The organism is Micromonospora inaquosa (assembly GCF_003857055.1).
GTDB classification, from domain to species: Bacteria; Actinomycetota; Actinomycetes; order Mycobacteriales; family Micromonosporaceae; genus Micromonospora; species Micromonospora inaquosa.
Genome location: NZ_QGSZ01000166.1, coordinates 15,531 through 35,391, shown reverse-complemented (window position 1 = coordinate 35,391; position 19,861 = coordinate 15,531). Strand labels below are relative to the sequence as shown.

General features: G+C 72.0%; 22 protein-coding genes. 9 read left to right on the top strand and 13 right to left on the bottom strand.

Features of this window, described 5'->3' with window-relative positions:
* Positions 1-690 carry an iron-dependent transcriptional repressor DtxR gene (locus DLJ59_RS08590; protein ID WP_124771967.1) on the bottom strand — a complete coding sequence of 230 codons (690 nt, stop codon included), beginning with the start codon at positions 688-690 and terminating at the stop codon, positions 1-3.
* Between the two features lie 100 nt (positions 691-790).
* On the opposite strand from DLJ59_RS08590, the gene DLJ59_RS08585 reads away from it, so the two are divergent.
* The 3 genes from DLJ59_RS08585 to DLJ59_RS08575 are packed head-to-tail and all read left to right on the top strand — an operon-like array spanning position 791 to position 5,451.
* The gene (locus DLJ59_RS08585; RefSeq protein WP_124771966.1) at positions 791-1,651 is read left to right on the top strand and encodes a sulfurtransferase; all 861 of its coding nucleotides are present in this window, start codon (positions 791-793) and stop codon (positions 1,649-1,651) included.
* A 48-nt stretch (positions 1,652-1,699) separates the two neighbouring features.
* Complete coding sequence (locus DLJ59_RS08580) at positions 1,700-2,881, top strand: acetoin utilization protein AcuC (protein WP_124771965.1); 1,182 nt, start codon at positions 1,700-1,702, stop codon at positions 2,879-2,881.
* Positions 2,882-2,895: 14 nt separating this feature from the next.
* A complete protein-coding gene (locus DLJ59_RS08575; RefSeq protein ID WP_124771964.1) occupies positions 2,896-5,451 on the top strand; it encodes a bifunctional acetate--CoA ligase family protein/GNAT family N-acetyltransferase in 2,556 nt (851 codons plus the stop codon).
* Between the two features lie 10 nt (positions 5,452-5,461).
* Here the strand turns inward: DLJ59_RS08575 and DLJ59_RS08570 are convergent, their stop codons facing one another.
* The 4 genes from DLJ59_RS08570 to sigB form a co-directional block, all read right to left on the bottom strand.
* Positions 5,462-5,869, bottom strand: coding sequence for a VOC family protein (locus DLJ59_RS08570; protein WP_124771963.1), 408 nt, complete (start codon positions 5,867-5,869; stop codon positions 5,462-5,464).
* 11 nt (positions 5,870-5,880) lie between these two features.
* Entirely contained in the window at positions 5,881-6,372 is a 492-nt protein-coding gene (locus tag DLJ59_RS08565) for an SRPBCC domain-containing protein (RefSeq protein ID WP_425271402.1), read from the bottom strand.
* On the bottom strand, positions 6,369-6,785 hold the full coding sequence (locus tag DLJ59_RS08560) for an ArsR/SmtB family transcription factor (protein WP_425271403.1): 417 nt from the start codon (positions 6,783-6,785) through the stop codon (positions 6,369-6,371). Before DLJ59_RS08560 ends, DLJ59_RS08565 begins: the two co-directional genes overlap by 4 nt.
* Before the next feature lie 84 nt (positions 6,786-6,869).
* Positions 6,870-7,886, bottom strand: coding sequence for an RNA polymerase sigma factor SigB (gene sigB, locus DLJ59_RS08555; RefSeq protein WP_124771961.1), 1,017 nt, complete (start codon positions 7,884-7,886; stop codon positions 6,870-6,872).
* Positions 7,887-8,118: 232 nt separating this feature from the next.
* Here sigB and DLJ59_RS08550 point away from each other — a divergent pair, with 232 nt between their 5' ends.
* A complete protein-coding gene (locus tag DLJ59_RS08550; RefSeq protein WP_124771985.1) occupies positions 8,119-8,907 on the top strand; it encodes a sporulation protein in 789 nt (262 codons plus the stop codon).
* A gap of 95 nt (positions 8,908-9,002) precedes the next feature.
* Here the strand turns inward: DLJ59_RS08550 and dtd are convergent, their stop codons facing one another.
* Positions 9,003-9,425, bottom strand: a complete 423-nt coding sequence (gene dtd / locus DLJ59_RS08545) for a D-aminoacyl-tRNA deacylase (RefSeq protein ID WP_124771960.1) — start codon at positions 9,423-9,425, stop codon at positions 9,003-9,005.
* Positions 9,425-10,909 (bottom strand): DUF7782 domain-containing protein, encoded by a 1,485-nt coding sequence (locus tag DLJ59_RS08540; protein WP_208648598.1) that lies wholly within the window; start codon positions 10,907-10,909, stop codon positions 9,425-9,427. The genes dtd and DLJ59_RS08540 overlap by 1 nt, the downstream gene beginning before the upstream one ends.
* Positions 10,910-11,004: 95 nt before the next feature.
* Here DLJ59_RS08540 and DLJ59_RS08535 point away from each other — a divergent pair, with 95 nt between their 5' ends.
* Complete coding sequence (locus DLJ59_RS08535; RefSeq protein WP_124771983.1) at positions 11,005-11,595, top strand: HhH-GPD-type base excision DNA repair protein; 591 nt, start codon at positions 11,005-11,007, stop codon at positions 11,593-11,595.
* 15 nt (positions 11,596-11,610) lie between these two features.
* On the opposite strand, the gene DLJ59_RS08530 is transcribed toward DLJ59_RS08535, so the two are convergent.
* Together DLJ59_RS08530 and DLJ59_RS08525 are read right to left on the bottom strand one after the other, a co-directional pair.
* Entirely contained in the window at positions 11,611-11,922 is a 312-nt protein-coding gene (locus tag DLJ59_RS08530) for a hypothetical protein (RefSeq protein WP_124771984.1), read from the bottom strand.
* Between the two features lie 14 nt (positions 11,923-11,936).
* Positions 11,937-12,224, bottom strand: coding sequence for a hypothetical protein (locus tag DLJ59_RS08525; protein WP_124771959.1), 288 nt, complete (start codon positions 12,222-12,224; stop codon positions 11,937-11,939).
* A gap of 104 nt (positions 12,225-12,328) precedes the next feature.
* On the opposite strand from DLJ59_RS08525, the gene DLJ59_RS08520 reads away from it, so the two are divergent.
* Complete coding sequence (locus DLJ59_RS08520; RefSeq protein ID WP_030337423.1) at positions 12,329-12,688, top strand: DUF3099 domain-containing protein; 360 nt, start codon at positions 12,329-12,331, stop codon at positions 12,686-12,688.
* 38 nt (positions 12,689-12,726) lie between these two features.
* On the opposite strand, the gene DLJ59_RS08515 is transcribed toward DLJ59_RS08520, so the two are convergent.
* Both DLJ59_RS08515 and DLJ59_RS08510 read right to left on the bottom strand, forming a co-directional pair.
* Positions 12,727-13,626: a carbohydrate kinase family protein gene (locus tag DLJ59_RS08515; RefSeq protein ID WP_124771958.1), complete on the bottom strand. Its 900-nt coding sequence runs from the start codon at positions 13,624-13,626 to the stop codon at positions 12,727-12,729.
* The gene (locus DLJ59_RS08510; RefSeq protein WP_124771957.1) at positions 13,623-14,558 is read right to left on the bottom strand and encodes a pseudouridine-5'-phosphate glycosidase; all 936 of its coding nucleotides are present in this window, start codon (positions 14,556-14,558) and stop codon (positions 13,623-13,625) included. Before DLJ59_RS08510 ends, DLJ59_RS08515 begins: the two co-directional genes overlap by 4 nt.
* 88 nt (positions 14,559-14,646) lie before the next feature.
* Here DLJ59_RS08510 and DLJ59_RS08505 point away from each other — a divergent pair, with 88 nt between their 5' ends.
* From DLJ59_RS08505 to DLJ59_RS08495, 3 genes are all read left to right on the top strand, one after another.
* Complete coding sequence (locus tag DLJ59_RS08505) at positions 14,647-14,865, top strand: DUF3039 domain-containing protein (protein WP_007456912.1); 219 nt, start codon at positions 14,647-14,649, stop codon at positions 14,863-14,865.
* A gap of 40 nt (positions 14,866-14,905) precedes the next feature.
* Positions 14,906-15,568, top strand: a complete 663-nt coding sequence (locus DLJ59_RS08500) for a trimeric intracellular cation channel family protein (RefSeq protein WP_124771956.1) — start codon at positions 14,906-14,908, stop codon at positions 15,566-15,568.
* A 169-nt stretch (positions 15,569-15,737) separates the two neighbouring features.
* Complete coding sequence (locus tag DLJ59_RS08495; protein ID WP_124771955.1) at positions 15,738-17,471, top strand: DEAD/DEAH box helicase; 1,734 nt, start codon at positions 15,738-15,740, stop codon at positions 17,469-17,471.
* A gap of 186 nt (positions 17,472-17,657) precedes the next feature.
* Here DLJ59_RS08495 and DLJ59_RS08490 read toward each other — a convergent pair whose 3' ends face one another.
* Both DLJ59_RS08490 and DLJ59_RS08485 read right to left on the bottom strand, forming a co-directional pair.
* Positions 17,658-17,891: a DUF7455 domain-containing protein gene (locus DLJ59_RS08490; RefSeq protein WP_030337431.1), complete on the bottom strand. Its 234-nt coding sequence runs from the start codon at positions 17,889-17,891 to the stop codon at positions 17,658-17,660.
* A gap of 245 nt (positions 17,892-18,136) precedes the next feature.
* Entirely contained in the window at positions 18,137-19,732 is a 1,596-nt protein-coding gene (locus DLJ59_RS08485) for an RNA polymerase sigma factor (protein ID WP_124771954.1), read from the bottom strand.
* Between the last annotated feature and the right edge of the window lie 129 nt (positions 19,733-19,861).

Sequence of the window (19,861 nt, the reverse complement as noted above, 5' to 3'; positions counted from 1 at the left end):
TCAGCTGGCGGCGACGAAGACCCGGGAGGCGACCTCGCGGGGCAGGCGCACCCGGTCGCCGGAGCGGTCGATCGACACCCCGTCGCGCTCCTGGGCCACGGTCACCGTGGCGCCCGGGTCGACACCGGCGGCGTGCAGTTGGCGCAGCACGTCGGCGTCCTTCTGCACGCTCTCGCAGATCCGGCGCACCACGACCGGGCCGGAGAGGCCCGGGAAGGCCAGGTTGCGCTCACCCTCGGCGGCGTCGGTGGTCTCCGCCGCCGGCGAACCCAGCTCCTGCAGGCCCGGGATCGGGTTGCCGTACGGGGAACGGGTCGGACGGTTGAGCAGGTCGTACACCCGCTTCTCCACCGCGTCGCTCATCACGTGCTCCCAGCGGCAGGCCTCCTCGTGGGCCTCCTCGTAGGGCATCCCGATGACGTTGACCAACAGCAGCTCGGCGAGGCGGTGCTTGCGCATCACCGAGACGGCGCTGCCGCGCCCCTGTGCGGTGAGCGTCAGGTGCCGGTCCCCCTCGACGGTGAGCAGGCCGTCGCGCTCCATCCGGGCGACGGTCTGGCTCACTGTGGGGCCACTCTGCTGCAGCCTCTCGGCGATGCGGGCACGCAGCGGTGGCACCCCCTCCTCTTCCAACTCGAGGATGGTGCGCAGGTACATTTCGGTCGTGTCGACCAGGTCGTGAGACTTCATAAGGTCAGCGGCCCTCCGGTGCACGATGGTACCTCGGTGCGCGGTCGGCGGCCGACGCCGAACCGCGTGCCGTCTACGCGAATGGTGTTGGATGGTCGCCATGTCCGGTATCCAGGAGCCGTTGGTCGAGGTCGACACGCTCGTCGCCGAGCTCGACCAGGTCGATCCGCCCACCCTGCTCGACGTCCGCTGGCGGCTCATCGGCCCGCCCGGCCGCGACGACTACCTCACCGGTCACCTGCCCGGGGCGGTCTTCGTCGACCTGGACACCGCGCTCTGTGGGGCGCCGGGCCTCGGCGGTCGGCACCCGCTGCCCGACCCGGCCGCGTTGCAGGCCGCGCTGCGGGCTGCCGGCGTCCGCGCCGGTCACCCCGTGGTGGTGTACGACGGCGGCGACGGCATGGCCGCCGCGCGGGCCTGGTGGACGCTGCGTTGGGCGGGGCACCGTCCGGTGCGCCTGCTGCACGGCGGCTACCCGGCCTGGGTCGCCGCCGGTCGGCCCGTCTCCACCGACGCGCCCACCCCACCCCCCGGTGACGTCGTGGTGCGCCCCGGTGATCTCCCGGTGCTCGACGCCGGGCAGGCCGCCGCGCTGGCCGCCGCTGACGACGCCGTGCTTCTCGACGTACGGGCGGCGCCGCGCTACCGGGGCGAGGTCGAGCCGATCGACCCGGTCGCCGGGCACGTGCCGGGTGCGGCGAACCTGCCCGCCGGGGAGTACGTCGGGCCGGACGGCCGCTTCCTGGCCGCCGAAATGTTGAGCGAGCGGTTCGCCGCCGTCGGGGTGACCGAGGGGCGGGCTGTCGGGGCGTACTGCGGCTCGGGGGTGACCGCCGCGCAGGCGGTGCTCGCGCTGCACCTGGCCGGTCGGCCGGACGCCGCGCTCTACGTTGGATCGTGGAGCAACTGGGTGGCCGACCCGGCCCGCCCGGTCGCCTCCGGGCCGACACCTGGCCGCTGACCAGCGCGTGCGGTGGGCCGGTGCCCGTCCTCGTGCGACGATGGGCTCATGTCCGACGACACGGTGGTGGTGTGGGACGAGTCGCTGCTCGCCTACGACATGGGTGACCATCCACTCGACCCGGTCCGGGTGGAGCTGACCTTCGCGCTCGCCCGCGAGTTGGGCATCCTGGATCGGCCAGGGGTGCGGGTGGTCAAGCCGGAGCCCGCCTCCGACGCCCTGCTCACCCGGGTGCACGAGCCGGCCTACCTCGCCGCGGTGCGCAACGCGCCGCGTGACCCGCTCTTCGCCGGATACGGGCTGGGCACCTCCGACAACCCGGTCTTCGAGGGGATGCACGAGTCCAGCGCGCTCATCGCCGGCGCGACGGTGGCCGCCGCCGAGGCGGTCTGGCGTGGCGACGCCCGGCGGGCGGTGAACGTGGCCGGTGGGCTGCACCACGCGATGTCCGCCCGAGCCTCCGGGTTCTGCGTCTACAACGACCCGGCGGTGGGCATCGCCCGCCTGCTCGACCTGGGCGCCGAGCGGGTCGCGTACGTGGACGTCGACGTGCACCACGGCGACGGAGTGCAGGACATCTTCTGGAACGACCCGCGCGTGCTGACGGTCAGCGTGCACGAGACCCCGCTGGCGCTCTTCCCGGGCACGGGTTTCCCGGACGAGACGGGTGGGCCGGGCGCGCAGGGCACCGCTGTCAACATGCCGTTGCCGCCGGGTGTCGACGACACCGGCTGGCAGCGGGCGTTCCACGCGATCGTGCCGTCGGTGCTGCGCGCGTTCCGGCCGCAGGTGCTGGTCAGTCAGTGCGGCGCCGACGGGCACCGACTGGATCCGCTCGCCGACCTGAACCTGACCGTCGACGGGCAGCGGGCCACCTACCTGGCGCTGCGGGCGCTCGCCGACGAGTTGTGCGACGGCCGGTGGGTGGCCACCGGTGGTGGCGGGTACGCGCTCGTCGAGGTGGTGCCCCGGGCCTGGAGTCACCTGCTGGCAGTGGCCACCGGTGACCCGATCGACCCGGCCACGCTCACCCCACCCGCCTGGCGGGACCTGGTCGCCGCACGCCGGCTGGGCCGGGAGGTGCCGCTGCGGATGACCGACGACGCCGACCCGTCGTACGAGCCGTGGCAGCCGACCGGCGAGCCGAACGCGGTGGACCGGGCGATCGCGGCCACCCGCAAGACGGTCTTCCCGCTGCTCGGGCTCGACCCGCACGATCCGCGGGACTGAGCCGGGCGGTTGCGGTGACCAGCCTGGATCAGCCGGTCGACGTGCTGCTCAGCGACGGCAGCACGGTCCAGTTGCGACCGATCGACCCGGCTGACGCGCCGGGCATCGTGGCGATGCACAGCCGTTTCTCCGAGCGCACCCGCTACCTGCGGTACTTCTCGCCGTACCCGCGCATCCCGGAACGGGATCTGATCCGTTTCGTCACCGTGGACCACCACGACCGGGAGGCGTTCGTGGTGCTGGCCGCCGACCAGATCGTCGCGGTGGGCCGGTACGAGCGGCTCGGCCCGCAGGCGCCCGAGGCGGAGGTGGCCTTCGTGGTGGAGGACGCCTACCAGGGTCGGGGCATCGGCTCGGTGCTGATGGAACACCTGGCCGACGCGGCCCGCCGCAACGACATCATGAGTTTCGTCGCGGAGGTGCTGCCGGCCAACGGGACGATGCTGCGGGTCTTCGCCGACTTCGGCTACCAGGTCCAGCGCGAGTACGCCGACGGCGTGGTCCACCTGAGCTTCCCCATCGCGCCCACCGAGGCCAGCCTGGAGGTGCAGCGCGGCCGGGAACACCGGACCGAGGCCCGCTCGATCGCCCGGCTGCTCGCCCCGCGCGGCATCGTCGTCTACGGTGCGAGCGCCACCGGCCAGGGCGTCGGTGCGGCGGTGCTCGGGCACCTGCGCGACGGCGGGTTCACCGGTGCGGTGGTGCCGGTGCATCCGAGCGCGTCGACGGTGGCGGGCCTCCCCGCGTACCCGTCGGCGGTCGACGCGGGCGCGCCGCTGGACCTGGCGGTCGTGGCGGTTCCGCCGGAGGCGGCGACCGAGGTGGTCGCCGACGCCGCCGCTGCGGGGGTGCACGGCCTGGTGGTCATCTCGGCCGGCTTCGCCGAGGCCGGCCCGGAGGGCGCGGCCAGGCAGCGGGCCCTGGTCCGCGCGGCGCACGCCGCCGGAATGCGGGTCGTCGGCCCGAACTGCCTGGGCGTGGCCAACACCGACCCGACGGTACGCCTCAACGCCACCCTCGCCCCGGCGCTGCCGCCGGCCGGTCGGGTCGGCATCTTCAGTCAGTCCGGTGCGTTCGGGGTGGCGCTGCTCGCCGAGGCGGACCGGCGGGGCCTCGGGCTGTCCAGCTTCGTCTCGGCCGGCAACCGGGCCGACGTCTCCGGAAACGACCTCCTGCAGTACTGGCAGGACGACCCCGGCACCGACGTGATCATGCTCTACCTGGAGACCTTCGGAAACCCCCGCAAGTTCGCCCGGTTGGCCCGGCGGATCGGCCGCGCCAAACCGGTCGTCGCGCTCGCCTCACCGGCCCGCCCGCCGGGGGTCGGTGACGCCGCCGGGCCGGACGAGGTGGCGGTGGCCGCGCTCTTCGCCCAGTCCGGGGTGATCCGGGTGGACACTGTGCCGGAGTTGCTCGACGTGGGTGTGCTGCTGGCCAACCAGCCGTTGCCGGCCGGCGGACGGGTCGGTGTGGTCGGCAACTCCTCGGCCCTCACCGGGCTCGCCGCGACCGCCTGCGTCGGGCACGGCCTCAGCGTGGCCGACGGTTATCCCCGCGACGTCGGGCCGAGCGCGGGTGCCGCCGAGTTCGCCGCAGCTCTCGCCGAAACGGCCGCCGACGAACGGGTGGACGCGCTGGTGGTGGTCTTCGCCCCGCCGCTACCCGGGCAGCTGACCGAGGTGGACGCCGACGTGACCGCCGCGCTGCCGGCCGCCCTCGCGCTGGGCAAGCCGACCGTGGCGACGTTCCTGGTCGGGCGGCTGCCCCCGGGTGTGCCGGCGTACGGCGGCGTGGAGGAGGCGGTCCGCGCGCTTGCCCGCGCGCACCGGTACGCCGAGTGGCTTCGCCGCCCGACCGGGCTGGCACCGCAGTTACCCGACCTCGATCGGGCCGCCGCGCAGGCCGCGCTCCGGGCCGACGCCACCGACCCGGGCGGGCTGCTGGCCGCGTACGGCATCGACGTGGTGGCCTCGGTGCCCGTCGATTCGGCCGACGCGGCGGTCGACGCGGCCGCGCGGCTGGGTTTCCCGGTGGCGCTCAAGGCGGCCGCCCCCGGGCTGCGGCACCGGCTCGACCTCGGCGCGGTCCGGCTCGACCTGTCCGACGAGTCGACCCTCCGTCGCGCGTACGCCGAGCTGGCGGCGACCTTCGGCGCGGACGCGCTGGTCCAGCCGATGGTGCCGCCGGGGGTGGCCTGCGTGGTGGAGGTGGTGGAGGACCCCGCGTTCGGGCCGGTGGTCGGCTTCGGCCTCGGCGGGGTCGCCACCGAGTTGCTCGGTGACCGGGCCTGGCGGGCGGTGCCGCTGACCGACCGGGACGCGGCCGAGCTGGTCGACGAGCCCCGGGCGGCGCCGCTGCTGCGCGGGCACCGGGGGGCCGCGCCGGTCGACCGGGCCGCTCTGGTCGAGCTGCTGCTCCGGGTGGGTCAGCTCGCCGACGAGCAGCCTCGGGTGCGATCACTGACCCTCAACCCGGTGCTCGCCCGCCCGGACGGCCTCTCGGTCCTGCACGCCCAGGTGGGGGTGGGTGGCGTGGTCGCCCGCCCGGACACCGGCCCCCGCCGCCTGTGAGCGTGCCCGGTCAGGCGCGGCTGGAGATCTGCTGGACGCCCCAGGTGTTGCCGTCCGGGTCGGCGAAGAAGACGAAGCCGACATTGTCCAGTGGGTCCGGCACCGGCCGGGGGTTTTGACCCACCACCTGGATGTCGCTGACCTCCACACCCCGTCCGACCAGCTCCTGGTGGGCCCGCTTCAGGTCGGGCACCACCAGTTGCAGGCCCTTGAGTGAGCCGGGCGGCATCTCCGGGATGACGCCCTTACCGATCACGATCGAGCAGCCGGATCCGGGCGGGGTCAGCTGGACGATGCGTGCCTCGTCGCTGATCACCGTGTCGTGGTCCACCGCGAAGCCGAGCTGGTCGGCGTAGAACTTCTTCGCCCGGTCCACATCGGAGACCGGCACGATCACCACTTCGAGCGTCCAGTTCATCGTTGCTCTCCTCATGTCGTCGTTGTCAGGTGTAGGAGTTCGGCGAGCCGTAGGTAGCTCTGCCCGACGCCCCGGGCCATCGAGTAGCGCAGCACGGTGTCCCGCCCCGCCGCGGTGGCGTAGAGCAGGGTGGTGGTGACCGTTGTTCGCCCGGCCACCTCGGAGAACTCGTGGCTGACCAGCGTCTCGCCCGGATAGGACTGATCGTCGAAGAGTTCGGTGTAGACCAGCCGGCGCGGTGGCTCGACGTGCCGGTAGACCCCAGCCTGGACCATCCGCGCGCCCTCCGGGCCCAGGGACACGAACCGCCACCGTCCGCCGACCCGCAGGTCGGTGTCGCACTCGGCCAACCGCCAGCCGCGTGCGCCGTACCACCGAACCAGCAGTTCGGGTTGGGTGAAGGCGGCGAACACCAGCTGCGCGGGTGCCTCGAACAGTCGACTCAACACGACCTCCCGGTCGCCCGGGGCGTGTACGACGAGCGTGTCCTCGATGCCGGTCAACGGACCATCCCGTCCGGCCGGGCGCGCCGACTCTCACCGTCGGTGTGGTCAACTGCTTGGAGTTCGTCGAGCAGGGCGTCGAGGCGCTGGTAGCTCTCCGCCCAGTAGTCGCGGTAGTCGGCGAGCCAGGCCACCGCGTCCCGTAGCGGTTGGGCCTCCAAGCGGCACGGTCGGCGCTGGGCGTCCCGCCCCCGGCTGACGAGGCCAGCGCGTTCCAGCACCCTGAGGTGCTTGGAGATGGCCGGCTGGCTCATCTCGAAGGGCTCCGCCAACTCCGTCACGGTCGCCTCGCTCAGCGCGAGCCGGGCGAGGATGGCCCGCCGGGTCGGGTGGGCGAGCGCCGCGAAGGTCGTGTCCAACAACTCCGCATCCATCGCTAATAACCTCCTGGTTAAATAACCAGTTGGTTTTATCGCAGCCTGAAGCCACCGTCAAGCACCCCGACAGCACGGAAGGCCCCAGCGAACCGCCGGGGCCTTCCGTGGGAACCGGGTGCGTCAGCAGGCGTACGCCTCCAGGCGCTGGGCCCGCTCCGGTGCGCGCAGCTTCAGCAGCGTCACCTTCTCGATCTGCCGGATCCGCTCCCGGGACAGGCCGAACTCCCGGCCAACCTCGTCCAGAGTGCGCTGGCGGCCGTCGTCCAGGCCGAACCGGAGGCGGATGACGGCCTGCTCCCGCTGGGACAGGGTGGAGAGCACGATGCTGACCTCGTTGCGCAGCTCGCCCTGTGCGGCGGTGTCACCCGGCTCGGCGCGCGGGTCCACCGAGGCCACGAAATCGCCGAGCGCGCTCTCACCGTCGTCGCCGACAGCCTGGTCCAGGCTGACCGGCTCCCGGTCGTAGGAAATCAGCTCGATGACCTGGATCTCGGGGATCTCAAGTGCGCGGGCGACCTCGGCGACGGTCGGTTCGCGGCCCAGCGTCACCGCCAGTTCGCGGCGGGCCCGGACCATCCGGTTGACCTGCTCGACCATGTGCACCGGGATGCGGATGGTGCGGGCCTGGTCGGCCATGGCGCGGGTGATGGCCTGCCGGATCCACCAGGTGGCGTACGTGGAGAACTTGTAACCCTTGGCGTAGTCGAACTTCTCCACCGCCCGGATCAGGCCGAGGTTGCCCTCCTGGATCAGGTCGAGAAACGCCATGCCACGGCCGGTGTAGCGCTTGGCGATGCTGACCACCAACCGGAGGTTCGCCTCCAACAGGTGGTCCTTGGCCGCCCGACCCTCCGCGACGATCAGCTCAAGGTCGGCTCGCAGCTCCGCGGAGACCGGGGTGCAGGTGGCCAACTTCTCGTCGGCGAACAGGCCGGCCTCGATGCGCCGGGCCAGGTCGACCTCCTGCGCGGCGGTCAGCAGCTTCGTCCGGCCGATCCCGTTGAGGTAGGCCCGGACCAGGTCGGTGGAGATGCCGCGCTCGTCGGTGGCGTCCAGGTCGACGAGGGACTCGGAGGCCCCGTCAGTGTCGGTCGTGGTGGCCGGGCGCGTCCGGTGTTCCGTCATCTGCAGGACCATCTCTGTCTCTCCCCGTTTCCACGTCTGTGCCGCGTTGCCGGCCCAGTGGTGCCGGTGTGACAACAGCTTGGCGGGCAGGGCGTAAAACGGGAGTGAGGCGATCGGGCACCCGACAGGAATCGGGTCGGATCGCTGGCGCGGTGTGTCGTCCCGCTGTGTGGTTGCCCGGCCCGGCTACGTTGCGGACGGCCGGCCACCTCTGGTCGGCCGAGGACGACAGATGGAGGACGGTGTGGTCTTCAAGCGGCTCATGAAGGCGATGGGCGTGGGCGGTCCGTCGGTGGAGACGGTGCTGGCCAACCCGAACTGCCGGCCGGGCGGCCAGTTGGAGGGCCGCATCCAGGTGATGGGCGGCGACCACCAGGTCGACATCGACCACGTCACCCTCGGCCTGGTCACCCGGGTCGAGGTCGAGAGTGGCGACAACGACTACGACACCACTCAGGAGTTCCACCGCCAGCAGGTCACCGGCGCGTTCCGGCTGGAGCCGGGGCAGCGGTACGACCTTCCGTTCCGCTTCGACGTGCCATGGGAGACACCGGTCACCGAGCTGTACGGGCAGCACCTGCACGGGATGACGATGGGTCTGCGTACCGAGCTGGAGGTGGCCCGCGCGGTCGACAAGGGTGACCTGGACGCCGTGTCGGTGCACCCGCTGCCGGCGCAGGAGCGACTGCTGGACGCGTTGCTGCGGCTGGGCTTCCGGTTCGCCCGCGCCGATGTGGAGCGTGGCCACGTCTACGGCGTACGCCAGACGCTGCCGTTCTACCAGGAGATCGAGTTCCACCCGGCGCCGCAGTACGCCCGCTCGATCAACCAGTTGGAGGTCACCTTCATCGCCGACGCGCAGCAGATGCAGGTGGTTCTGGAGGTCGACAAGCGCGGCGGTGTCTTCACCGAGGGCCGGGACGCCTTTGGCCGGTTCACTGTCGACCACGCCACCGCCGACCGCACCGACTGGACCGCCGAGCTCGACAACTGGCTCCGCCAGGCCCTAACCCGCCGAGGCCTCTTCTCCTAACCCCGTTCCCACGCTCACGCCCACCTCGGTGATCAAGAGGTTTGCGTCATGCCGAGCCCAGATCCTGACGCAAACCTCTTGATCACCACTGTTGGTCAGAGGTCCAGGAGGAGGGTTTGGGGGCCGACGTTGGTGCTCTCGACCAACATGTGGGCGCGGAATCGGCCGGTCTCTACCTTGGCGCCGCGCTGGCGTAACGCGTCGACGACCGCCGTGACCAGCGGCTCGGCCACCTCGGCGGGGGCGGCGGCGGTCCAGCTCGGCCGACGGCCCCTGCGGACGTCGCCGTAGAGGGTGAACTGGCTCACCACCAGGATCGGTGCCCCGGTGTCGGCGGCGGACCGTTCACCGTCCAGGATGCGCACCTCGTGCACCTTGCGGGCCATCGTCTGAGCGGTCTGCTCGGTGTCGGTGTGGGTCACCCCGAGCAGCACCAGCAGGCCGTTCTCGATCGCACCGACGACCTCGCCGTCCACCGTCACACTGGCCTGCCCGACGGTCTGCACCACCGCACGCATCAGGCGCTCACCGGCTCGATGAAGCCCCGCTCCACCAGGTGCGCCACGATCGGGCCGGCGGCCTCGGCCATCTCGTCGGGCTCGACGTCGTGCGCGGCGGCGAGCAGGGCGAGCTGGTCACGTAGCGGAAGTCGGCCGTCGGCGCCACCGACCAGCGCCAGCACCAGCGGGTCGATCTCCTCGGTCCAGCGCAGGCCGTTCGGCATCGCGAGGACCTGCCGGTCCACCCCCCAACCCTCGTCGCCCATGGTGGCCTCCTGCCGCAGCTGGAGGCCCTCGGCGGCCCGGTAGCGCTCGGCGAGTAACGCCTCGGTGTCGCGTACCCGGAGAAAGTCCTGGCGGTCGAACCAGGCGGCGACCTGGTCGCCCAGCGGTGGCTGCACCCGCTGGCGCAGGTCCTCCACCCGGACCACCGGGTCGGTGTGTCCGCCCCGGCGCAGCGACACGATGCCGAAACCGATGCCCTCCACCTTGTGCGCGTCGAACCAGTCCAGCCAGGCCGCCATCCGCTGGGCGTCGGCGGTCTCGCCGACGTCAGTGAGCCACAGGTCGACGTACGCCATCGGGTCGGCCACCTCACGCTGGATCACCCAGGCGTCCAGGCCGGTCCCGGCGAACCAGCCGGCCACCCGCTCGTCCCACTCCTCGCCGGCGACGTGCACCCAGTTCGCCAGGTACTGCATGGTGCCGCCCTCGGTGAGCAGACCCGGGGCGGCGGCGGCCAGTTCGGCTCCGATGGCGTCACCGACCCGGCCGGAGTCGCGGTAGACGTGCGTGGTGGTGCCCGGGCCGACCACGAACGGCGGGTTGCTCACCACCAGGTCGAACCGCCGACCGGCCACCGGGGCGACCAGGTCGCCGCGGAGCAGCTCCCAGTCCTGACCGTTCAGGGCGGCGGTGGTCGCGGCGAAGCGCAGCGCCCGCTCGGAGAGATCGGTGGCGGTCACCGACCGGGCGTGGGTGGCCAGGTGCAGGGCCTGGACGCCGGAGCCGGTGCCCAGGTCCAGTGCGGTGTCGACCGGCCGGCGCATGGTCGCGCCGATCAGGGTGTGGGTCGCCCCGCCGATGCCGAGGACGTGCTCGGCGTGCAGCGGGCGACCCGGGCGGGCACTGGACGGCACGTCGGCCAGCACCCACCAGTCGTCCCCGTACGGCTCCAGGTCCACGCCGGCCCGCAGGCCGGGGCCGTACCGCTCCACCAGCCCACCGGCGAGCGCCTCATCCAGGCTCAGCGGTGCCAGCGCGGCGGCCACCGCCGCCTCCGGCTCGGCCTGGTCGCAGATGAACACCCGGATCAGGGTGCCCAACGAGTCGCCGTCCTCGGTGGCGCGCAGCGCGGCCCGGTAGTCGTTACGGGCGACCGCGGCGGTCGCCTGCGCGCCGAGCCGCTCGGCGATGCCGTGGCTGGTGAAGCCGGTCCGGGTCAGCGCGGTCCGCAGCGCGTCGACGCCGGCGGGGGAGAGCAGCATGTCGTGTTCGTCCACCCCGACATCCTGCCCCCCGTCGCGTCCCGGGGGAGCGTCACCCGCCGGTAGATGTCGGAGCGTCGGTGTCCGCCCGGATCGGTGCGCCGGGCAGGATGGTCGGCATGACGCTCGTACTGCCCATCGACCCGGAGGCCAACCGGCTGCTGGAGCGCAGCCCGCTGGCGCTGCTCATCGGCATGACACTGGACCAACAAATTCCGATGGAGAAGGCGTTCTCCTCGCCGTACGTGCTGGCGCAGCGGCTCGGCCACGACCTGGACGCGGCGGAGCTGGCCGGGTACGACCCGGAGGCCCTGCTCGCCCTCTTCGCCCAGCCGCCCGCACTGCACCGGTTCCCGAAGGCGATGGCGGCTCGGGTGCAGGAGGTCTGCCAGGTGCTGGTGGAGCGCTACGACGGTGACGCGGCGTTGCTCTGGGCCGAGGTCGCGGACGGACCGGAGCTGCTGCGCCGGGTCGCCGCGCTGCCTGGCTTCGGCAAGCAGAAGGCGCAGATCTTCGTGGCTCTGCTCGGCAAGCGGTTCGGGGTGACGCCGCAGGACTGGCGGAAGGCGGCCGGGGACTACGGCGACCCGGGCGCGTACCGGTCGGTGGCCGACGTCACCGACGCCGATTCACTGCGCCGGGTGCGGGAGTTCAAGCAGCAGATGAAGGCGGCCTCCAAGACGAAGGCCACCGGCAGCTGACCGACCGGCTGCCGCTCAGGCGGCGGTGGGATGTGCCAGCGAGGCCAGCGCGCGCCGGACGTCGGCCAGCGAGACGGTCGCCGAGTCGTCCAGGTCGGCCAGGCCGGCTTCGATCCACTGGCGCATCAGCGTGGTGACCCCGATGCCCCGGGCGTCGGCGGCGGCGCGGACCCGCTCGTAGGTGTCCAGTGGCAGCCGCACCGAGCGGCTCACCATCGGCACGTCCGTGTCGGGGGTGGGCAGGTCCACCGCCGGGCTCTCGTCGATCAGGTCGGCGATCCGGTCGTCGCCGCTGTGAAACTGCTTGGTCGCGTCGTTACGGTGCATCGTCACGGCCCCCCTCATCGGCGGTCTCTCCGTACGGCCTCGTCGTAGCGCTTGGACTCGACGTCGCTCAGTTCGCGGGCGGAGAGGATGTCCCAGTCGTTGTCGGTGCCGTCGGCTTCGGCGAGCAGCACGGCCAGTCGGCGGCCCCGGCGGGCGGCGGCGTAGACCACCATCACGTCGTCACCCAGGTGGCGGATGACCCGTCGGGCGCTGTGCAGCGCCTCCCAGACTTCCCCGGGTGTGACGTCGTAGACCCTCAGGTTGGCCAACGCCTCGTCAGTGAAGCTGAACCTGCTGCCCACGTGGCGGAGCGTACCACGCACGTAACACGCGACGGGATGACTCGAAGTTCGCTGATCACGGACCTGCGGTGACAGGATGAGGCGTAACCCCCTCGAGGAGGTCCATGGTGAAGCGTCAGGCGTACCAGCCGATTCTGATCACCGACGCCTCGCGCAGCCAGGACGATCAGCTCAACAGTCGCCAGCGCCGCTATGTCCTGATGATGGGCATCCGGGTGCTGTGCATCATCGTCGGCGCGATCCTGGTCGGTGCGAACGCCCCACTGCTCTGGCTCTGGCTGCCGCTGTGCGGCCTCGGCATGGTGCTCATCCCCTGGCTGGCCGTGCTGCTGGCCAATGACCGGCCGCCAAAGGAAGAGCACCGGCTGGCCAACAGGTTCCACCCCCGCCAACAGGACGACACCCCGCCGATGAGCCTCACCGCCGAGGAGCGCCCGCACAAGGTCATCGACGTCGAACCCTGACCCGCGAGCGGGCCAGGGTTCGAGCAGTCAGGGCAGCGCTACGACTGTGGCCGTGCGCCGGCCGTGGAGACGGCCAGCGCGCCCAGGTCGGTGGCGCGACTCAGTGCCGCGCTCGGGGTGGCACCCGCCAGCCACGCGGTGAGCAGGCCGGCCGCGAAGGCGTCGCCCGCGCCCGTGACGTCCACCACCGCCACCCGGCGGGCCGGAGCCACGCAGACCGGCGTGGTGCGGTCGACCCAGACCGCGCCGGCCGCGCCGCGCTTCACCACGACCCGGCGAGCCGTCGCCGACAGCGCCCGCCCCTGCGCCGCCGGGTCCAGCCCACCGGCCAGCACCGTGGCCTCGTCCGCGTTGACCAGAAGCAGGTCGATGTCGCGTACCCAACTCAGGAACGCCGCCGCGCCGACCCGCCGCAACGGCGCCGCGGAGGCCGCGTCGACGCTGATGGTGAGCCCGCGCTCGCGGGCGGCGGCCAACGCCCGCAGCCCCGCGCCGCGCGACTCGGCGTCCAACAGGGTGTACGCGGACAGGTGCAGATGCCCAGCGTCGGGCGCCGCTGCGAGGGCCCGATCGACGTGCGCGGCGCTCAACCGCAGGTTCGCGCCCCGCTGGCTGACCATGGTGCGCTCGTCGTCGGCGGCCAACACGATGACCGTGCCGGTGGGGACGCCCTCGACCCGCTCGATCGCGCAGTCGACGCCCGCCCGGTCGAGCTCGGCCACCCGGTCCCGCCCGGCGTCGTCGTCACCGACGGCGCCGACGAGCGTGACGTCCACCCGCTGCGCGGCGACCCAGGCGGCGGTGTTGGCCGCCTGCCCGCCGCCGCCGAGACTGATCTCGGCCCGCGTGTCCGAACCGGCCGCGAGCGGCCCGGACAGGACGGCGACCACATCGGTGATCACGTCCCCGACGACGACCATCCGGGCCGGTCGGGTCATGCCGGGACGGCGGTGCCGCCGGACGCCGCGGCGACCGCGATCCGCGCGGCCAGCTCGGCGTTGCGCAGGATGATCCGCACGTTCACCGCCAGGCTCGCGCCCTCGGTGGCCGAGTGGAAGTGCGCGAGCAGGTACGGCGTGACGGCCTTTCCGGTGATCCCGTCCCGCTCCAGCAGGGCCAGACCCTCGGTGAGCGTCCGGTCGTGCAGCTCCGGGTCGAGCTGCTCATCGACCGGCAACGGGTTGGCGATGAGCAGCCCGCCGGTGTGCACGGCGTGCTCGTCCCGGGCGGCGAGCACGGCGGCGACCTGCTCCGGCGAGTCCACCGACCAGTCCAGGTCGAAGCCGGCGTCGGTGAGGTAGAAACCGGGGAACCGGCGGGTGCGGTAACCGACCACCGCTACCCCGAGGGTCTCCAGGCGCTCCAGCGTCGCGCCCACGTCGAGGATCGACTTGACCCCGGCGCAGACCACCGCGATCGGAGTCTGCGCCAGGGTGACCAGGTCCGCCGACTCGTCGAAGGTGTGCGCGGCCTCCCGGTGCACCCCACCCAGCCCGCCGGTGGCGAACACGCCGATACCGGCGGCGGCGGCCACCGCGCTGGTCGCGGCCACCGTGGTCGCGCCGTCCGCGCCGGTCGCGGCGGCCACCGCGAGGTCGCGGACGGAGAGCTTGGTCACGCCGTCGACCGTGGCCAGCCGGGTCAGCTGAGCGTCGTCCAGGCCGACCACCAGCTCGCCCGCGATCATGCCGATCGTCGCCGGAACGGCCCCGGCGTCCCGAACCGTCCGCTCGATCTCCCGGGCCACCCGCAGATTCTCCGGTCGGGGCAGACCGTGCGAGACGATGGTGCTCTCCAGGGCGACGACGGGCCGGCCGCCGCGCAGGGCTTCGGCGACCTCGGTGCCGTAGCTGATGTGAAAGTCAGTCACACGGGCACCGTACGGGGTGGGGCCTCGACCGGGCTCAAGTGGACCCGGCCGTGATGACCTGCCAAACTTGACGGTCGGAGGTGCAGACGTGAGCACAGAGGTTCTCGAGCGTCCAGAGCTGAAGGACGCCGATACCGGTCCCGAGATGTTCCACTACGTCCGCAAGGAGAAGATCGCCGAGAGCGCCGTCATGGGCACTTTCGTCGTCGCTCTCTGCGGGGAGACCTTCCCGGTCACCAAGGCGGCCAAGCCGGGTTCGCCGGTCTGCCCCAAGTGCAAGGAGATCTACGACTCGTACCGCGAGTGAACCTCGGCCGGCGCTCCGGCCGGCGACGTAGCCTGCGGCGGTGACCACCTCCACCGCCCTGCTCATCGCCGACCTGACCGGGGTGGCGGTGTTCGCCGCGTCCGGCGCTTCGGCGGCGGTGGCCAAGCGACTGGACCTGTTCGGCGTCGCGTTCGTCGGCTTCGTGGCCGCCCTCGGCGGTGGGATCCTCCGGGATCTCGTCATCGACGAGGTGCCGCCACTGGCCTTCGCCGACTGGCGGTACGCGGCCACCGCCGCGATCACCGCGCTCGCCGTCTTCTGGCTGCACCCCCAACTGGCCCGACTGCGCACCACCGTGCTGGTGCTGGACGCGGCCGGTCTGGCACTGTTCACCGTCACCGGCACGCTCAAGGCGCTCGACGCCCGGGTGCCGGCGGTCGGGGCCTGCCTGATCGGCATGCTCACCGCGATCGGTGGTGGGCTCGGCCGTGACCTGCTCACCGCCGAGATCCCGGTCGTACTGCGCCGGGAGATCTACGCGCTGGCCGCGCTGGCCGGTTCGGTCCTGGTGGTGCTGCTGTACGCCACCGGGCAGACCGGGCCCGTACCGCTCACCGCCGCCGCCGTCCTGGTCTTCGGGCTGCGCCTGATCGCGCTGCGTCGACGCTGGTCCGCGCCGGTGGCCGGGTTGCGCCCCCCGCGTGCCGATGGGGCGGATCCACGCATCGACCGGCAGTGGTGAGGCGGTCGACAGATGTGACCAGCGTGGCGTCGCCTGGGCCCTGCGGGCCTCGCTGGTTATGCTGAGTCGGCCTTCGCGGCAGCTTCTGCGCGGAGGCGTTTTCATGGGCGGCGGATACTCGTGGCCCTCGCCCGGGGTCCGCCATCGTGCGGTCGGAGAGGAGCTTCGCGTGGCAGCCCGGACGCCGGTGCTAGAGACGTTCCCGGCATTACGCGCCTGGCAGCGCAAAGCCCTGGTGGAGTACCTGCGGCGGCGTAGCGAGGACTTCACAGCGGTCGCCACGCCGGGCGCCGGCAAGACCACCTTCGCCCTGCGGATCGCGGCGGAGCTGCTCGGCGACGGCACCATCGAGGCGGTCACCGTGGTCGCGCCGACCGAGCACCTGAAGAACCAGTGGTCCGAGGCCGCGGCCCGGGTGGGCATTCAGCTCGACGCCGCCTTCCGCAACGCCGACCTGCACTCCGCCGCCGACTTCCACGGCGCAGTCGTCACCTATGCGCAGGTGGGGATGGCGCCGCAGGTGCACCGGCGACGCACCATGACCCGACGCACACTGGTCATCCTCGACGAGATCCACCACGCCGGCGACTCCCGGTCCTGGGGCGACGGGGTGAAGGCCGCCTTCGAACCCGCCGTACGCCGGCTGATGCTCACCGGGACGCCGTTCCGCTCCGACGACAACCCGATCCCGTTCGTCAGCTACGAGCGGGGCGGGGACGGGCTGCTGCGCTCCCGCGCCGACTCGGTGTACGGCTACTCCGACGCCCTGCGCGACGGGGTGGTCCGGCCGGTGCTCTTCCTGGCGTACTCCGGGGAGACCCGCTGGCGTACCAACGCGGGGGAGGAACTGGCGGCCCGCCTGGGTGAGCCGATGACCCAGGACCTGGTGGCGCAGGCGTGGCGTACCGCCCTGGACCCGGCCGGCGACTGGATGCCCCAGGTGCTGCGGGCCGCCGACGCCCGACTCACCGTCCTGCGCAACGCGGGCATGGCCGACGCCGGTGGTCTGATCATCGCCACCGACCAGCAGACCGCCCGCTCGTACGCCAAGCTGATCGAGCAGGTGACCGGCGAGAAGGCCGCCGTGGTGCTCTCCGACGACCAGGGCGCGTCCGCCCGGATCGCGACGTTCGCGGCGTCCGACCAGCGCTGGCTGGTCGCGGTGCGGATGGTGTCCGAGGGGGTCGACATCCCGCGACTGGCGGTCGGGGTCTACGCGACCAGCGCCAGCACGCCGCTCTACTTCGCCCAGGCGATCGGCCGGTTCGTGCGGGCCCGTCGGCCGGGGGAGACCGCGTCGGTCTTCCTGCCCAGCGTGCCGCACCTGCTCGGGTTGGCCAGCGAGATGGAGACCGAGCGCGACCACGTCCTCGGTAAACCCAAGGAAGCCGACGGTTTCGACGACGACCTGCTGGAACGCGCGCAGCGCGACGACCAGGCCAGCGGGGAGTTGGAGAAGCGTTTCGCGGCGCTTTCGGCCACCGCCGAGCTGGACCAGGTGATCTTCGACGGTGCGTCGTTCGGCACCGCGGCCCAGGCCGGCACCCCCGAGGAAGAGGAATACCTCGGCCTGCCCGGCCTGCTCACCGCCGACCAGGTTTCGCTGCTGCTGACCAAGCGGCAGGCCGCACAGCTCGCCGCCCAACGCCGTCGTACGGCCGACGGGGCCTCTCAGTCGGCCGCTGCGCCCACCGCAGCGCCACCGGCACCCATGAGCGCCGCCCAGCGTCGCGTGGCGCTCCGGCGCCAACTGAACGCCTTGGTGGCCGCCCGACACCACCGCACCGGACAGCCGCACGGCAAGATCCATGCCGAGCTACGCCGGCTCTGCGGCGGCCCGCCGAGCGCCCAGGCCACCATCGAGCAGCTTGAGGAACGCATCGCCACGGTGCAGACCCTCTAGGCCCGCCGGTGTCCGTGCCCGCTGCTTGATCAACTCGGCTTCTGGAAAACGCGGTCTACGCGCGAGGTGGAAAGCGCGACTTCCGTGAAACCGAGTGGATCACGGGGGCGCGCGGCGGTTCGGACCGAAAAAGCCGGCCGGAAGCACCCTCGGGGTGTCTCCGGCCGGCTATGTCGGTTTGCGGATTTAGTTCGCCATCAGATCGGCGCCACGCCAGCTGAAATCGGGCTCCGTTGCGAACCGCTCGGTGATCTTCACGAGATCCTCCGCGTACTTGTTCGCGTGGTGCCCGCAGAACACCAACTCGCTCCCACCCGCCAGAGTGATCCGGAGCTTCCCGGCAGCATTGCAGCGGTCGCACCGTTCATCGGCGGCTGGGGGCGCCACCGTCTCGGGCGGCGGCGTGAGGGTCGGGGTCATCGCCTTCCTCCTCTGGTCGTCACCGATGAACAATCTCTTCGGTCGTTGCTCACCTATCGTGCAACACCCTTACTAGGCACTGCCTTCCCTGTGTGCCCGCGGGGGACCGAGGTCACACCTGGAAGGGACAGTGTGCCGTGCACCCAGGGTGCCACGTCAACGATCACATTCGTGCATCCGGACGATCACCATCTGGTGTTGCACACCAGGTGGTCAAAACGACACGTTCGGTTGACGAAACCCGGTCAGTCCAGGTAATCCCGGAGGACCTGCGACCGGGACGGGTGACGCAGCTTGGACATCGTCTTGGACTCGATCTGCCGGATCCGTTCCCGGGTCACCCCGTAGACCTGGCCGATCTCGTCGAGCGTGCGCGGCTGGCCGTCGGTCAGGCCGAAGCGCAGGCGTACCACACCCGCCTCACGCTCGGAGAGCGTCTGTAGCACCTGCTGGAGCTGGTCCTGCAGGAGCGAGAACGACACCGCGTCAACCGCGACCACGGCCTCGGAATCCTCGATGAAGTCACCGAGCTGGCTGTCGCCCTCGTCGCCGATGGTCTGGTCCAGTGAGATCGGCTCCCGAGCGTACTGCTGGATCTCCAGCACCTTCTCGGGTGTGATGTCCATCTCCTTGGCCAGCTCCTCCGGAGTGGGCTCGCGGCCCAGATCCTGGAGCAGCTCACGCTGTATGCGGCCGAGCTTGTTGATGACCTCGACCATGTGCACCGGGATGCGGATGGTGCGGGCCTGGTCGGCCATGGCGCGGGTGATGGCCTGCCGGATCCACCAGGTGGCGTACGTGGAGAACTTGTAGCCCTTGGTGTAGTCGAACTTCTCCACGGCCCGGATCAGGCCGAGGTTGCCCTCCTGGATCAGGTCGAGGAAGGCCATGCCACGGCCGGTGTAGCGCTTGGCCAGCGACACCACCAGTCGGAGGTTCGCCTCCAGGAGGTGGTTCTTGGCCCGCTCGCCGTCCCGGGAGATCCAGCCCAGGTCACGGACCATGTCGCGGACGAGTTTCTCCTCGCCCTCGTCGGCAGCCCGCAGCCGCTCGGCGGCGTAGAGCCCGGCCTCGATCCGCTTGGCCAGCTCCACCTCCTGCTCGGCGTTGAGCAGCGGGACCTTGCCGATCTGCTTCAGGTACGCCCGCACGGAGTCGGCGGAGGCGGTCAGCTCGGCGTCACGTCGCGCCTGCTTGAGGGCCTCGGACTCCTCGTCGTCCCACTCGAAGTCGTTGTCGGTCGCCGAGGCGGCGGCGTCGGTCTCGGCGGCCTGGGCCAGCTCGGCCGGCTCCTCGACCACCACGTCCTCGATCGCGGCGGCCAGCTCCTCCGGGTCGATCTCGCCGTCGGCGCCCTCGCCCTTGGCCTTGCCGACGGCCTTGGTCGGCTTGGCTCCGGCAGCCGCGGCCACCGTCGCCTTCGTGGCTCGGGTCGACCGGGTCGCCTTCGCTGGCGTCGCGTCGGTGCCGGTCGCCTTGCGAGCGGCCACCTTGCGCGGGGCCGAGGTCGACGGGGCGTCGTCGGCGGCGGGCGCCTGCTTCGGGGCCGGCGCGGCGGCCTTCTTGGTGGTCTTGGCTGTGGTGGCCCGGGACGCTGGCGTGGTCGAGCGGGCCGCGGCGACGCGGCGACGGGTGCTCGCCGAGCCGTCCACCACGACGGTCACTCCCGCCTCGGAGAGCGCCCGCAGGATTTTCTTGGCCTGGGCCGGAGTCACCTCGGCGGACTCGACGGTGCGCGCGAGCTGAGCCGACGTGAGCTGGCCACCGGCGCTCTGTGCGTGGGCGATCAGGGTGTCGGTGAGCGAGCGAACGTCGGCGCCGGGCTGGCGGGGTTCTGTCACGAATGACCTTCCGGAGGCGAAGAGCGGGCACGGCGTGTTCGTTCAGCGCAGCGAGGGTTACCGCGCCGGGTGATGTGGTTGAGGGGCCCTCGTGTCACGGTCCGGCCGGTGGTCGGCGGTCCGTGCCGC